12 protein-coding genes are annotated in these 13,896 nt (G+C 74.0%); 6 read left to right on the forward strand and 6 right to left on the reverse strand.

What is annotated here, in order from left to right; translation table 11 throughout:
* Positions 1-949: 949 nt before the first annotated feature.
* The 5 genes from LIX60_RS11655 to LIX60_RS11675 form a co-directional block, all read right to left on the reverse strand.
* The gene (locus LIX60_RS11655) at positions 950-2,500 is read right to left on the reverse strand and encodes a hypothetical protein (protein ID WP_227958368.1); all 1,551 of its coding nucleotides are present in this window, start codon (positions 2,498-2,500) and stop codon (positions 950-952) included.
* The gene (locus LIX60_RS11660; RefSeq protein WP_227958369.1) at positions 2,500-3,195 is read right to left on the reverse strand and encodes an RNA polymerase sigma factor; all 696 of its coding nucleotides are present in this window, start codon (positions 3,193-3,195) and stop codon (positions 2,500-2,502) included. The genes LIX60_RS11655 and LIX60_RS11660 overlap by 1 nt, the downstream gene beginning before the upstream one ends.
* A 498-nt stretch (positions 3,196-3,693) precedes the next feature.
* Entirely contained in the window at positions 3,694-5,004 is a 1,311-nt protein-coding gene (locus LIX60_RS11665) for a hypothetical protein (RefSeq protein ID WP_227958370.1), read from the reverse strand.
* Positions 5,001-5,639, reverse strand: a complete 639-nt coding sequence (locus tag LIX60_RS11670) for an RNA polymerase sigma factor (protein WP_039820152.1) — start codon at positions 5,637-5,639, stop codon at positions 5,001-5,003. The genes LIX60_RS11665 and LIX60_RS11670 overlap by 4 nt, the downstream gene beginning before the upstream one ends.
* Before the next feature lie 96 nt (positions 5,640-5,735).
* Positions 5,736-6,251: a hypothetical protein gene (locus tag LIX60_RS11675; RefSeq protein WP_227958371.1), complete on the reverse strand. Its 516-nt coding sequence runs from the start codon at positions 6,249-6,251 to the stop codon at positions 5,736-5,738.
* A 434-nt stretch (positions 6,252-6,685) separates the two neighbouring features.
* Here LIX60_RS11675 and LIX60_RS11680 point away from each other — a divergent pair, with 434 nt between their 5' ends.
* A complete protein-coding gene (locus LIX60_RS11680) occupies positions 6,686-7,345 on the forward strand; it encodes an HhH-GPD-type base excision DNA repair protein (protein ID WP_227958372.1) in 660 nt (219 codons plus the stop codon).
* Positions 7,346-7,515: 170 nt separating this feature from the next.
* Here the strand turns inward: LIX60_RS11680 and LIX60_RS11685 are convergent, their stop codons facing one another.
* Positions 7,516-9,150, reverse strand: coding sequence for a glycoside hydrolase family 20 protein (locus LIX60_RS11685; protein ID WP_227962730.1), 1,635 nt, complete (start codon positions 9,148-9,150; stop codon positions 7,516-7,518).
* Positions 9,151-9,391: 241 nt separating this feature from the next.
* On the opposite strand from LIX60_RS11685, the gene LIX60_RS11690 reads away from it, so the two are divergent.
* The 5 genes from LIX60_RS11690 to LIX60_RS11710 all read left to right on the forward strand — a co-directional run bounded on the left by LIX60_RS11690 (position 9,392) and on the right by LIX60_RS11710 (position 13,714).
* The gene (locus tag LIX60_RS11690) at positions 9,392-10,105 is read left to right on the forward strand and encodes a 2-oxo-4-hydroxy-4-carboxy-5-ureidoimidazoline decarboxylase (protein ID WP_227958373.1); all 714 of its coding nucleotides are present in this window, start codon (positions 9,392-9,394) and stop codon (positions 10,103-10,105) included.
* Positions 10,106-10,304: 199 nt separating this feature from the next.
* The gene (gene sdhC / locus LIX60_RS11695) at positions 10,305-10,685 is read left to right on the forward strand and encodes a succinate dehydrogenase, cytochrome b556 subunit (protein WP_039822710.1); all 381 of its coding nucleotides are present in this window, start codon (positions 10,305-10,307) and stop codon (positions 10,683-10,685) included.
* A 5-nt stretch (positions 10,686-10,690) separates the two neighbouring features.
* Complete coding sequence (locus LIX60_RS11700; protein WP_019710417.1) at positions 10,691-11,167, forward strand: succinate dehydrogenase hydrophobic membrane anchor subunit; 477 nt, start codon at positions 10,691-10,693, stop codon at positions 11,165-11,167.
* 19 nt (positions 11,168-11,186) lie between these two features.
* The gene (gene sdhA, locus LIX60_RS11705) at positions 11,187-12,941 is read left to right on the forward strand and encodes a succinate dehydrogenase flavoprotein subunit (RefSeq protein WP_227958374.1); all 1,755 of its coding nucleotides are present in this window, start codon (positions 11,187-11,189) and stop codon (positions 12,939-12,941) included.
* Complete coding sequence (locus LIX60_RS11710) at positions 12,941-13,714, forward strand: succinate dehydrogenase iron-sulfur subunit (protein WP_019710419.1); 774 nt, start codon at positions 12,941-12,943, stop codon at positions 13,712-13,714. Before sdhA ends, LIX60_RS11710 begins: the two co-directional genes overlap by 1 nt.
* Positions 13,715-13,896: the final 182 nt, after the last annotated feature.

Consider the following 13,896-nt stretch of genomic DNA (forward strand, 5'->3'; position numbering starts at 1 on the left):
GTACTCACCGGTAGTCGGTTGGGTCCGCCACGGACTGTAGCGGCGCGGCGCACGTGCCGTGGAGGCCCGCACGCTGGGACGTTGCTCACAGAGACCAGCATGGGCTCATCCGTGCGGCCACGCAGGCGGGGCGGAGGGCCGGGTGGAGCGGACGCGACGGGCGGAGCGGACGCGACGGGCCCGCGGGAGGCGGGGACGAGGGCGGAGGGAGGAGGCAGAGGACGGGGGTCCGTGGACGGGCCGGGCCACTGCGGGACGGTTCGGCCACCACCGGACGAGGCCGGACCGACGGCGGCCACGGGGCGCTCGCCTGCCTGCCGTCCGTGGTGGCCCGGCGCGCCGCCGTAGCCGTCCGAGCCGGGGCGTTCGTCCTGCTCCGGGCCGGGTTGCCGTGCCGTGATCCGTGGCCCCAGCAGGATGGGCACATTTTTTCGGCGGCAGGTGTGACGTTTTTCGAGCGGGGGGCGCAGTTAGAAGTGAGCCGACTGGTCATCGGCGGCACGTGAGCCCGGGTTCCCCCCGTACCTGAGGCTCCGTGCATGGCGCGGGCGGGGCACGTTCCCCCGGCCCTGCCCGCGCCCTCTCTTCTCCCCGGCCCCCTCTTCTCCGCCGGCTCCCGGGACAGCCCGGTCTCCACGGTCTCCTGGGGCAGCCGGGTTTCCACGGCCCGCCGCCTCGGCCTCGTACCCGCCGCGGCGCAGTCGGTCGCCCGGCTTACCGTTGCGTCCCCACCCGCGTTGCCCCGCTCTGTCGCCCTGCGGCAGTCGGGGCTGTCCGGACTGTCGCCCTGCTGCAGTCGGGGCCGTCCGGCTCGGCCACCCGGCGCAGGGGTGACCGGCAGGAGCCGGGGTGAAGGCGACGGAGCCGGCGGCGGCGGGGCGGCGGGCCTCCGAGGGCCGAGGGCCGGGGGCCGGGGCGGGGCCGCCCGGCGCCGATCCGCGTCCGGTGTCTAACCGGCGTCGGGGGAAGCCGCTGCCGTGGGGGCGCCGTCCGGCGTGCCGGACGGCGAAGTGTCCGACGGCTCGGCGGGAGAGGTCGTCGGGGACGAAGCCCGGGAGCCGGCCGGGGCGTCGTCCCGCTCCGTCGCCGACCCGTCCGAAGAGCGGCCGTTCGCAGGGCGGCTGTTCGCCCGGCTGTTCCCCTGGCCGCTCTCCTGGCCGCTCTCCTGGCTGTTCGGCTGCGTGATTCCCCGCGTGTTGCCCTGCCCGTTCGACCGGCTGCTCGCCGTACCGCCGGCCGGGCCGCTCGTCTGCTTGTTCCCCCGCCCCGTCGCCTGGCTGCTCGCCCTGCCGTCGGCCGCGCCGCTCGTCCGCTTGTTCTGCTGACCGCTCGCCGGGTTGTCCCGGTGGCCCCCAGGGCTGCGGTCATCCCGGCCGGAGCGGTCATCGCGGGCCGGACTGTCACCGCGGCCCGGACGGTCATCGCGTCCGGAGCGGGACCTGTCACGCAGGGTCCGGGTCCGGTCCGCGGTGTCCCCGCGGTCGCCGGCCCTGTCTCCGCCGTCGTGGCTGCTGCCGGGGGTCGGCGGGTTTGCGGTGCCGGGGCCGGCACCGGTGTACGGGTCGGCCTGGGAGCCGGAGCCGGAGCCCGGCGCCGCACCCGAGCCCCCGGCATCCGTCCCCTTGCCGGAGCCCGTGTCCGAGCCGGAGCCCTCGCGGGAGCCCCCGGCATCGTTGTCGTCCGTGGTGTTCAACAGCCGCGCGCAGTAGTCGCCCGCCGCCGCGGGTCCGCCCGCGGCGGCTTCGAGCCGTTCGCGGGTCTTCCGGTCGAGTGTGTCCGCCGCGTACTTCCGGCAGAGCACGATCGCGGCCCCGCGGGTCCTCTCGTCGCCGAAGCCCGGGTGGCCGGGTATGCCGTCCAGCGTGCCGCCCTGGCCGTCGGCGGGCCGGTCCTGTTCGCCGCCCAGGCCCTTCGTGCCGCCGTGGCCCCCGGTGCCGGGGCTCTTCTCACCGTGCTCGTTGGGCTCGTGGCCGTCGCCGGGCGACTCGCCGTCCGTACCGCCCGCGCCGTGCCCGGGGGTGGAGGGGTCGCTGCCGGTGCCGGGAGCGCTGCCGGTCGGCCCCGGCTCGACGGAGTGGTTGAACGGTGTCGGGAGCACCCCCGTGCCGGCGGCGACCGCGACCCCTCCCAGGGCGCAGCCCGCCAGCGCCGCGGCGATGCCCGCACGCAGCGGCCGACCCAGGGACGTACGGCGGCCGCCTCCGGCGGTGGTGCGGGGCAGACGGAACAGGGAACGGCCCCGGGTGCCGGGCCCCGCGCCGGGGGCCGTTTCGCGGAAGGCGGCCAGGACGACGGCCTCCGAGAGGAACGCGCCTTCCTCGTCCGTGCCGGCCGGCAGCCGGGCCGGGTCCGCCACGCACTGGAGGGCGGCCGAGAGTCTTCGGGCCCGCTCCCGCTCCGGGCCGTCACCGGCTCCGGCGCCCGGCACGTCGAGGGGCTCGCCGCGCAGCAACCGCTCCGCGGCGTCCTCGTCGAGCCAGCTGTAGCGGTTGTCGGCCATCACATGTCCTTCTGCGTCCGCACATACGTTTCCGTCACACCGGCCGCCGCCGTGTCACTTCTCGGGCCGCGCTGCGGAGGCACGCCGTCCAGTCCGCCCTGGCGTGCGGGACGCTCGCCGACGGCCGGGACGCCGTCGGCGGCCGCCGTCTCGTCGAGGAGCTCGGCGAGCCGCCGCAGGCCCCGGTGGGCGGCGGTGCGCACCGCGCCGGCGCGCTTGCCCAGCACATGGGCCGCGCTTTTCGCGTCCAGCCCCACGACGACCCGCAGCACCACGGCCTCGGCCTGGTCCTGCGGGAGCTGGGCGATGAGCCGGAGCGTGCGGCCGGTGCCGAGGGCTTCCAGCGCCTCGGAGGCGGTGTCGGCGTCGGCCGCGCGGTCCGCCAGTTCGGTCTCGTCGCCACTGACGGCGGGGCGCCGGCCGCGCATCCGGATGTGGTCGAGCGCCCGGTTGCGCGCGATGCGCGCGGCCCAGCCCCGGAAGCGGTCCGCGTCGCCGCTGAACCGGCCCAGGTCCCGGGCTATCTGCAGCCAGGCCTCGGATGTCACGTCCTCCGAGTCGGGCTCGCCGACCAGTGTCCGGACATAGCCCAGCAACCGCGGGTGCACGGCGCGGTAGACAGCACGGAAGGCGGTCTCGCTTCCGTCCTGTGCCGCGTGCACTGCGGCGGTCAGCTCCGCGTCGTCCCCCAGCACGCTTTCATCCTGCCTGACTATTTCCGGACTTCCGACATCAGGTCCCGGAGATACGGCTCCGTGAACCCGCCGGACGTTCCGGTGGCGGTACGGCCCTCCCGGGCCGCAGGTCATGTCGCGGAAGTGCCCCGGCGAGTGCCACTCCCATGAACGCTACGGGTAGTTGCGCGCTCCAGTCCACGGCCGGGTTCCATGGACGGGATCACGCCACGGGCCGCGGGCCACCGGCCCGGCGGTGGACCGGGCGGGCCGGGCCGGACGGCACTGTGACACAAATCGCTCGTCCGGCGCTGAAGGGAGTACGGACCCCGACGGGTCCTCCAGAACGACGGCCGGGGTCTCTCCTGTGGGGGGTGGCGACCCCGGTCGTCCTCTTTTCCGGGGTGCCGCTCTCCGGGGTGCCGCTTTCCTGGGGGCCGCTCTCCGGGGTGCCGCGGTCCCTGCCGGGTCGCGTCCCGCGCCCCGTCCCGCGAGGGACGGTGGCCGCGGGCCTGCCGCTCACGCATCGCCACCACCGCGTGCGGGGGCGCCGCCGTCCCCGGGCTCTCCCGGGCCGCCCCGGTCGCGGCGGCGGGGAGGGCCCGTCCGCCGGCCGGCCCTTCTCTCGCGGGCGTCGGCGGCGGTACCGGACCTGTCCGCGTTGCCGGCCCGGAGGAGCTCCGCGTCAGCGTCGGCCTCTGGGGCGCCACCGGCTTTGCCGCGCTCCCGGGCGTTCGCCCCTCCGTTCGCGTTCCCGGCGCCGTTCGCGTTCCCGCCGCCGTTGGCATTGCCGCCACCGTTGGCGTTCCCGCCGCCGTTTCCGTTCCCGTTCCCGCCGCTGTTCGCGTTGCCGTTGGAGCCGCCGGTCGCGTTGCCGCGGGAGGTGCCGCTCGTGGTGTCGTTGGTGTTGCCACCGCTGTTGGCGTTGCTTCCCGCGTTCTCGCCGCTGCCGCTGTTGGCATTGCCGGTGCCACCACTGTTGGCATCGTTGCCACCGCTGTTCGCGTTGCTGCCGCCGCTGTTGGCATTGCCGGTGCCACCGCTGTTGGCGTTGTTGCCGCCGCTGTTCGCGTTGCCGTTCCCGCCGCTGTCACCGGCTGCCGGTCCGTTCTCCGCGCCGCCGGTGGCCCCGGGGGCGGTGAGCCAGTCGCAGTAGTCGCCCACCCGGTTCTCGCCGCCCGCCGCCGCGGCGAGCCGTTCCCTGGCCTCGGGGCTCAGCTGTTCACCGGTGCCCTTGCCGCTGCCGCCGCCGTTCGCCTTGTCGTACGTCCGGCACAGCTTCCGCAGGGCCTTCGCGTCCTTCTCCGCGCTGCCGTCGTCGTGGCGGTCCCGGCCGTCGGGACGGGAGCCGTCCGGCCCGCCCGGTCCCGGCTGCCCCGGGCTCTCCGTGCCGTCCCCTCCGGGCCGGGAGCCGCCGGGCTCGTCGCCGGAGACGAACGGCACCGGGAGGACTCCGGTGCCGGCGGCCACTGCCACGCCGCCGAGCATGAGCCCGGCCACGACGCCGCCGACCACCGCCTTCGCCGGGCGGTGCCGCGCCCACAGGCCGGCCAGTCCGCGCTGCCGCTCCGGCCGCCAGTCGTCCTGCGGCCGCGGCTCGGTGCCGGCCACCCCCGCGACGCGGGCGGCCCGGAAGGCCGCCAGGGCCGCCTCCTCGTGGATCCGGGCGCGCTCCGGATCGGCCGCGGGCGGCCGGGCCGCCGCCGCCAGCAGCCGGTCGAGCTCGGAGCCGGCGGCGCCTCCCGCGACACCCGAGGGCTCACGGTTCAGCAAACGCTCCGCCTTCTTCCGGTTCACGCTGCTCCCGTCGGGGTGTCGGTGCCCGCTCATTCCACTTCCCCAAGCGTCCGGGAGGCGGGAGTCGTCACGGACCGGCCCCCCGCCGGCGCCCGGTCCGCGAGTTGTCCGGCCAGCCTCTTGAGCCCCCGGTACGAGGCGGTGCGGACCGCGCCGCTGCGTTTGCCCAGCACACGGGCGGTCGCCGGGCCGTCGAGGCCGACGACCACCCGGAGGAGCACCGCTTCGGCCTGGTCCCGCGGCAGTTCGGCGACCATCGCCAGGGCCTCCTCGGTCGACAGGGTCTCCAGCGCCTCCCGCTCGGTGTCCTGACGGCCCGGCAGCTCCAGCACGTCCTGCTCCAGCAGGGCGGTGCGCGGACGGCTGCGCTGCCGGCGCAGATGGTCAAGGGCGCGGTGCCGGGCGATGGTCGCCGTCCAGCCGCGGAAGCCGTCGCCGTTGCCGCGGAAGCGGCCGAGGTCCCGGGCGATCTCCAGCCACGCCTCGGCGGTCACGTCCTCGGCGTCGTCGCCGACCAGGCCCCGTACGTAGCCGAGCAGCCTCGGCTGAACCAGCCGGTAGAGCAGGGTGAATGCCTCCTCATCGCCGTTCTGGGCGCGTTCGACGGCTTCCCCGAGCCCTCCGTCGTCACCCTGCTGCGTACGTCGGCGCTCCCCACGCTTGCCCACGCTGTCCTCTTCGTCCGCCGCTGTCACGCATCCGGGCCCTGGCCCGCCCTCTTTGTCACGCGGGCCGGACTGCTGATTCACCCGGAGGTGACATCCTCACGCCCCGGCGGCCTGGATGCCGAGCTTTTCCAGGACTTCGTGGAAGAGCTTCTCGACATCCGGGTCCGGTTCCGCGCTCAGGACGTCGGCCAGGCGCCGGGAGTCCACCGTACGCCCGGCCGCCGCGGCCCACCCCGCGGCATGGACGGCGGCGCCCGCCGGGGAGGGGAAGACGTCGTCCAGCACGATCTCGTTCTCGCCGACGTGCCGGGCCAGCGCGGTCCGTCCCAGGCAGGCCGTCCAGGAGCCGCGGACCGGACCGGCGCCCTCCAGAACGGCGCAGTCGCCGTCCATGACGTACGCCAGCAGGGTCGGGGCGCCGGTCTCCCTCGCCAGGGCGCCGGCCACGTCGTCGAGGTCGCCCAGCCCCGGCTCGCTCGGGTGCTGCCACAACTGCCAGCCGTCGGCGAAGGTTTCGGCCAGCTCCAGCCGCTCCCGGCCGGGCGCGAGCGTGGAGCACTCCGCCAGTTCGCGGTCGCTCCTGCCGACGACTAAGTAACCCCAGAAACCCATCGTGATCTCCCTCCGTGGCGGCCCGTCCACCGGCACCAGCGCGAGCGGAGTGGTAAACGTCACACCGGCCCCCGGGTGCGGACGCTGTGACGTTCCGCGGACACGCAGCGCTGAACAGGTAGGACGGCGCCGGTGATTCGGGTGTGGTGCCGCACGGCGCCGCCGGTGGCGGCGCCGGCCGCGGCCACCGGGCAGCCGGGCCGCCGGGCGGGGTTCCGCCCGGCGGGCGTGCGGACGCCGCGACGGTTTGCGGAACCGGGGATCACCCTCCGGTACCGCGCACGCCGGTCCGCCCCTCACAGGGGAGGGGGCGGACCGGCGTTCCCACTCCGCCGCGCCCGCGGCGCCCGGACGGCCCCCGGCCCCGCGCCGCCCGGGCCGCCGGGCGGGCGTGTCGGCGGGCGGCGGGCGGCCCGCGGCCGGACGATGACCGGATGGACGACATCACCCTGCGCATCGCCCAGCAGCCGGAGGCCGACGCCCTGCTCTCCCGCAGCCCGCTGGCCGTGCTGGTCGGCACGCTGCTCGACCAGCAGGTCCCGATGGAGTGGGCGTTCACCGGCCCGTACACGATCGCGCGGCGCATGGGGGGCGACGACCTGGACGCCCACGAGATCGCCGCCCGCGACCCGGAGTCCTTCGCGGCGCTGCTCTCGGAGAAGCCGGCGGTGCACCGCTACCCCGGTTCGATGGCCAGGCGGGTGCAGGAGCTGTGCCGCCATCTGGTCGAGCACTACGGCGGGGACGCGGCGGCGGTGTGGCGCGACGCCGGAAGCGGGGCCGAGCTGCTCCGGCGGCTGGAGGAGCTGCCCGGGTACGGCAGGCAGAAGTCCCAGATCTTCGTCGCGCTGCTCGGCAAGCGGTACGGGGTGCGGCCCGAGGGCTGGCGGGAGGCGGCGGGCCCGTACGGCGAGGAGGGCTCCCGCCGGTCGGCCGCGGACGTCACCGGGCCGGGGTCACTGGCCGAGGTCCGGGCCTTCAAACAGGAGACCAAGCGCGCCGCGAAGGCCGCCAAGTCGGCGAAGGCCGCCGGCGCCGGCGGCACCGGGCCCGGAACGCCGGACCGGACGGTCAGGCGACCCCGGCAGCCCTGAGGCCCCCCGGACCGGCCCGGGCAGCCCTCCCCGGCAGGCCCCCGGCCCCGTCCGCCGCCCGGGCCGCACCCGTCTCAGCCCGGCAGGCCCCCCGGACCGCGTCCGCCGCCCGGCCCCTGCGCCCGGTCCCTGAGACCGGTCCCTGAGACCGGTCCCTGTGACCGGCCCCGTCAGCCGCCCGGTCTCCGCTCCCGCTCGGCCTCCAGGCGGTCGGCGAGCTTCCGGAACTCCGTCCAGCTCGCCGACGGCTTCCGCGGGTCCCACAGCTTCTGCGCGACCGCCCGCAGCGGCATCCGGATCCCGGTGGCCACCTGGGCCTCCGTCTGGGCCCCGGCCAGATCGCACCAGACGGCGAGCCGGCCGCCGAGCACCCGGTCGGGGCCGGACAGCGCGGCCGGCACCGGCTCGGTGCCGCGCAGCACGGCGGGGGTCCAGCTCTTGTAGATCCGCTCACCGGTGGGATAGGTGAACTGGTTGGGCTCGCCGAGCACGTAGTACAGATACTCGTCGTTGAGGTTGACCAGCTTGCGGCCCTCGCGGAGGTACTCCGCCGGCGGCCGGGCGCCGATCTCCTTGCCGGTCCAGTACTCGACCTCGATGTCCTCGTCGGGCCGTACGGATCCGCCGCTGAAGAAGCCGTCGTTCCACGCCTTGGGCCGCTTGCCCGCCTTCCGCACCGTCTCGGCGCGGTTGTTGAGCCAGGCCGTCGCCAGGTCCTGGACGCGCCCGGCGGAGCCGTAGTCGCGGCGGGCCTGCGCAGCGAGGCCCGGGTAGGCGGCCTCGGGGTTCTCGGCCATCAGCGCGCGGTACTCGTCGGCGCCGAGGTGGAAGTACCGGCCGGGGAAGACTCCGGAGTACTCGCGCAGCAGGTCGTCGATGAGCTCGGCCGACCGCGGCTTGGTGATGTCGATGGCGCCCCGGACCGGTACGCCCTGCGCGTTGCGGAGTTGCAGGTCCGGATGCGCCCGGAGGACGGCGCCGAGGTGGCCGGGCGAGTCGATCTCGGGGATGACCGTGATGTGCAGCCGCTTCGCGAGGTCGAGGATCCGCCGCAGCTGCTTCTTGGTGAGGTGCTGCTCGGAGACGATCTCGGGGTGCGAGTCGCTCTCGATGCGGAAGCCCTGGTCGTCGGAGAAGTGCAGACCGAGCTGGTTGAACTTGAGGTCGGCGATCTCCCGGATGCGGGCCTCGATCCACTCGGGGGTGAAGTGCTTGCGCGCGATGTCGAGCATCAGTCCGCGCTGGGCGCGGTCGGGGCGGTCGTCGACGGTTCCCTCGGGGACGGTGCCCTCGGTGCGCAGGACCTGCAGCACGGTGCGGGTGCCGTAGAAGACGCCCGCGTCGGTGGAGCCGGTGATCCGGACGCGGCCGTCGCGGGTGGTGAGCCGGTACGCCTCGGCGCCGCCTTTCCGCTCCCGGTCGATGGCCAGTTCGAGGTCGCCGCGCCGGGCCGGGCCGTCGTGACGGGGCAGGTCCAGCTCCGCGGCGACCGTCCGGGCCTCGTCGGCCAGCGGCCCGTCCGGGTCGGCGACGACGCGGCTGCCGGAGCCGGGCCGCCAGCCGGGCCCCCGGCCGCTCTCGAATTTCCGTACGGCGGGGATGGTCACGGGCGGGGACGACGGCGGATAGGAGCGGGTGGCGGTGGCCGCCGGTGACCTCTCGTCGGTACCGGTTCCGTCGGCCGGTCCGTCCGAACATCCGGCCAGCAGGAGCGCCGCGACCATCACGGCGGTCCGGGCGAGCGGCCGCCGGCGGATTCCCGGCGCGGGGAGCGGCCGCCGGGTCGCCTTCGGCGCGGAGAGCATGGGCAAGGGAAAACCTCCTCGTTCACCCGCGAAGGTAAGGCCCCGTACGGGCTTTCCCGTCCGTCACACGCGCGGGCGGCCCCGACCGGGCGGGCGCCTCCCCCGCCGAGCCGACCGGCCGGCCCGACGAAAGCGCAGGTCGGACCGGGTGGCCGCGGCCGGTGGCACCGGCGGCGCGGAGCCGTCATCAACGCCACGTCAAAAACCCTCCCCCGGTGGGTGAAATTCGCGCATCTGTGGCATGGCGGCCATCACCGCCCGCTACGGTTACCCCCTCACCCCATCGCGTCGCCCGGGCCCACCGCGCGGGTGCGCACACCGCGTCATCTCTCGCACCTCACCTCACCTCACCTCCCCCGGCCCTGCCAGGGGGCTCCCAGAGGAGTCCACCGTCTTCGGCCTCGACCACTTCAACGCCCAGCCGCCCGGCACCGCGGAACGCGCGCTGCTCGCCTGCTGCGGCAGCCGCCGCTGGGCCCGCAGGCTCGCCGGCCACCGGCCGTACCCGGATGTCGCCGCGCTGCTGGCGGCCGCCGACGAGGCGAGCTACGACCTCTCCCCCGCCGATCTCGCCGAGGCTCTGGCCCGGGAGTCCGCGCCCGGGCTGCCGGGGCTCCCGCTGCCGCGCGCCCGCTCGGGCGAGGAGCGGCAGCCCGCCCTGGCGGGCCCGCGCGACTCCTGCTGCGGCAGCGGGCAGCCGGACGCCGTCCCGGCCCGGCGACCGGGCGTCCTGGCGGCGCACACCGCGCTGCGCGCCGCCCACGCCGCGTACGAGAGCCGCTTCGGCCACGCCTTCGTGATCTGCCTGGACGGTGTGGACCCGGCGGAGTCGCTGGACCATGTGCTGGCCGGCCTCCGCACCCGGCTCGGCCACGAGCCGGAGAAGGAGCGGGTCGTGGTGGCGGAGGAGCTGCGCCGGCTGAGCCGCGGCAGACTCGCCCGGCTCGTGGCCTGAACGGCCCGTCCCGGGGTTTCCGGCCGGGTTTCCGGCTTCCGGTAGCCCGTACGTGCCTGTTTGATCACACCTGAGGCCCCCCGTGGGAGTGATCAGCTCCGGCGTGGCTACGATGGCCGGGGCCGGTGGACCGTACCCGGCCGGGCCATACCGACATCCGAGCCGGCAGGCCCCAGTCCCGCTTCCGGAGGGTAAGTCCGTGCCGGCTGGAACGCTTTACCGCGGCCGGGAAGGCATGTGGAGCTGGGTGGCTCATCGAGTCACCGGTGTCCTCATCTTCTTCTTCCTGTTCGTCCATGTGCTCGACACGTCCCTCGTCCGCGTCTCCCCCGAGGCGTACGACGACGTGGTCGCGACCTACAAGACTCCCCTCGTCGCCCTGATGGAATACGGCCTCGTCGCCGCCATCCTCTTCCACGCGCTGAACGGCCTGCGGGTCGTCGCGGTGGACTTCTGGTCCAAGGGCACCAAGTACCAGAGGCACATGCTCTGGACGGTCATGGCCATCTGGATCGTGCTGATGGCCGGGGCCCTGTACCCCGTCCTCGGCCACGCCGCGAGCGAAGTCTTCGGGAGCTGAGCACCATGGCAACCACTGAGAGCTCGTCCGTCGAACTGACCGGCAGCAGTGCCGGCTACAGCCCCGAGAACCCGGCTCCGGTCATCGAGCCGCCGCGGGCCCGCACCCAGAAGACCCCGCGGGCGTCCCGGACCAATTTCGAGATGCACGGCTGGCTGTTCATGCGGCTGTCCGGCATCGTGCTGGTCGTCCTCGTCATCGGCCACCTCGTGCTCCAGCTCGTGCTGGACGGCGGCGTGCAGAAGATCAACTTCGCGTTCGTCGCCGGCCGCTGGGCTTCGCCGTTCTGGCAGATCTGGGATCTGACCATGCTGTGGCTCGCCATGCTGCACGGCGCCAACGGCCTGCGGACGATCATCAACGACTACGCCGAGCGGGACACCACGCGCTTCTGGCTGAAGATGCTGCTGTGGACCGCCACGGTGTTCACCGTTCTGCTGGGCACGCTGGTGATCTTCACCTTCGACCCGAACATCCGCTAGAGCCGGGGCTGACGAGACCATGAAGATCCACAAGTACGACACCGTCATCGTCGGCGCCGGTGGCGCGGGCATGCGCGCGGCCATCGAGTCGACCAAGCGCAGCCGGACCGCGGTGCTGACGAAGCTGTACCCGACGCGCTCCCACACCGGCGCCGCCCAGGGCGGCATGGCCGCCGCCCTCGCGAACGTCGAGGAGGACAACTGGGAGTGGCACACCTTCGACACGATCAAGGGCGGTGACTACCTGGTCGACCAGGACGCCGCCGAGATCCTGGCGAAGGAGGCCATCGACGCGGTCCTCGACCTGGAGAAGATGGGCCTGCCGTTCAACCGCACGCCGGGCGGCACCATCGACCAGCGCCGCTTCGGCGGCCACAGCCGCAACCACGGCGAGGCGCCGGTCCGCCGGTCCTGCTACGCCGCGGACCGCACCGGCCACATGATCCTCCAGACGCTGTACCAGAACTGCGTCGAGGAGGGCGTGGAGTTCTACAACGAGTTCTACGTCCTGGACCTCCTCCTCAACGAGACGGACGGGGTCAAGCGCACCGCGGGCGTCGTCGCGTACGAGCTGGCCACCGGCGAGATCCACGTCTTCCGGGCGAAGTCCGTGATCTTCGCCTCCGGCGGCACCGGCAAGTTCTTCAAGGTGACCTCCAACGCCCACACCCTGACCGGTGACGGCCAGGCCGCCGCGTTCCGCCGCGGTCTGCCGCTGGAGGACATGGAGTTCTTCCAGTTCCACCCGACGGGCATCTGGCGGATGGGCATCCTGCTCACCGAGGGCGCGCGCGGCGAGGGCGGCATCCTCCGCAACAAGGACGGCGAGCGCTTCATGGAGAAGTACGCGCCCGTCATGAAGGACCTCGCCTCGCGCGACGTCGTCTCCCGCTCGATCTACACCGAGATCCGCGAGGGACGCGGCTGCGGCCCCGAGGGCGACCACGTCTTCCTGGACCTGACGCACCTGCCGCCGGAGCAGCTGGACGCCAAGCTGCCCGACATCACCGAGTTCGCGCGGACGTACCTCGGCATCGAGCCCTACACGGACCCGATCCCGATCCAGCCGACCGCGCACTACGCGATGGGCGGCATCCCGACCAACGTCCAGGGCGAGGTGCTGGCGGACAACACCACCGTCGTACCGGGCCTGTACGCGGCCGGCGAGGTCGCCTGCGTCTCCGTGCACGGCGCCAACCGGCTGGGCACCAACTCGCTGCTCGACATCAACGTCTTCGGGCGCCGGGCCGGCATCGCCGCCGCCGAGTACGCCGCGGAGCACGGCTTCGTCGAGCTGCCGGAGGACCCGGCCGCCCAGGTCGTGGGCCAGGTGGAGCGGATGCGGAGCGCCACCGGCACCGAGCGGGTCACCGAGATCCGCAAGGCGCTGCAGGAGACCATGGACACCAACGTCATGGTGTTCCGCACCGAGCAGACGCTGAAGACGGCGGTCGAGGAGATCGGCGCGCTGCGCGAGCGCTACCTCAACGTGTCCGTGCAGGACAAGGGCAAGCGGTTCAACACCGACCTGCTGGAGGCCCTGGAGCTGGGCAACCTGCTCGATCTGGCCGAGGTGACGGCCGTGTCCGCGCTGGCCCGCAAGGAGTCCCGCGGCGGTCACTACCGCGAGGACTTCCCCAACCGCGACGACGTCAACTTCATGCGGCACACCATGGCGTACCGCGAGGTGGGCGAGGACGGCACCGAGTCGATCCGGCTCGACTACAAGCCGGTCGTGACGACCCGCTACCAGCCGATGGAGCGTAAGTACTGATGAGCACCGCAACGCTCGACAAGCACGAGCCCCAGGACGCGCCGGCTTCCGCCACGGCCGCGGACCTGATCACGGTCACCTTCCGGATCCGCCGGTTCAACCCGGAGGTGTCGGCCGACGCGAGCTGGGAGGACTTCCGGTTCGAGATCGACCCGAAGGAGCGGGTGCTCGACGCCCTCCACAAGATCAAGTGGGAGCTCGACGGGACGCTGACCTTCCGGCGCTCCTGCGCGCACGGCATCTGCGGCTCGGACGCGATGCGCATCAACGGCCGCAACCGGCTGGCGTGCAAGACGCTGATCAAGGACATGAACCCGGAGAAGCCGATCACGGTCGAGCCCATCAAGGGCCTGGCGGTCCTGAAGGACCTCGTGGTCGACATGGAGCCGTTCTTCCAGGCGTACCGGGACATCATGCCGTTCCTCGTCACCAAGGGGAACGAGCCGACGCGCGAGCGGCTGCAGAGCGCCGAGGACCGCGAGCGGTTCGACGACACCACCAAGTGCATCCTGTGCGCCGCGTGCACCTCGTCCTGCCCGGTGTTCTGGAACGACGGGCAGTACTTCGGCCCCCAGGCGATCGTGGGCGCGCACCGCTTCATCTTCGACTCGCGCGACGAGGGCGGTGAGCAGCGGCTGGAGATCCTCAACTCCAAGGAGGGCGTCTGGCGCTGCCGCACCACCTTCAACTGCACCGAGGCGTGCCCGCGCGGCATCGAGATCACCAAGGCCATCCAGGAGGTCAAGCGGGCGCTGATCACGCGCCGCTTCTGAGCCGGCCGGCCGCCCGCCTGCGGGCGGCCCCGGGATGAACGCGACCGGGCCCGGTCCGTACGTGCGAGACGTACGGACCGGGCCCGCCGGCGTGCCGGGGCGGATCCGGTGGCGGCCGGGTCCCGGTGGCGGCCGGGTCCCGGGGCGCGGGACGGCTCCTGCTCCGTGCTCCGGCCGGTGCC

The organism is Streptomyces sp. S07_1.15, assembly GCF_020739505.1.
Lineage (GTDB): Bacteria > Actinomycetota > Actinomycetes > Streptomycetales > Streptomycetaceae > Streptomyces > Streptomyces xinghaiensis.

What these genes read in the sequence shown, in the direction of transcription:
- LIX60_RS11665 (WP_227958370.1), bottom strand. Translation starts at nt 5,004, where the DNA reads ATGAGCGGGCACCGACACCCCGACGGGAGCAGCGTGAACCGGAAGAAG.
- LIX60_RS11700 (WP_019710417.1), top strand. Translation starts at nt 10,691, where the DNA reads ATGGCAACCACTGAGAGCTCGTCCGTCGAACTGACCGGCAGCAGTGCC.
- LIX60_RS11710 (WP_019710419.1), top strand. Translation starts at nt 12,941, where the DNA reads ATGAGCACCGCAACGCTCGACAAGCACGAGCCCCAGGACGCGCCGGCT.
- LIX60_RS11690 (WP_227958373.1), top strand. Translation starts at nt 9,392, where the DNA reads ATGGCGGCCATCACCGCCCGCTACGGTTACCCCCTCACCCCATCGCGT.
- LIX60_RS11680 (WP_227958372.1), top strand. Translation starts at nt 6,686, where the DNA reads ATGGACGACATCACCCTGCGCATCGCCCAGCAGCCGGAGGCCGACGCC.
- LIX60_RS11675 (WP_227958371.1), bottom strand. Translation starts at nt 6,251, where the DNA reads ATGGGTTTCTGGGGTTACTTAGTCGTCGGCAGGAGCGACCGCGAACTG.
- LIX60_RS11655 (WP_227958368.1), bottom strand. Translation starts at nt 2,500, where the DNA reads ATGGCCGACAACCGCTACAGCTGGCTCGACGAGGACGCCGCGGAGCGG.
- LIX60_RS11685 (WP_227962730.1), bottom strand. Translation starts at nt 9,150, where the DNA reads ATGCTCTCCGCGCCGAAGGCGACCCGGCGGCCGCTCCCCGCGCCGGGA.
- sdhA (WP_227958374.1), top strand. Translation starts at nt 11,187, where the DNA reads ATGAAGATCCACAAGTACGACACCGTCATCGTCGGCGCCGGTGGCGCG.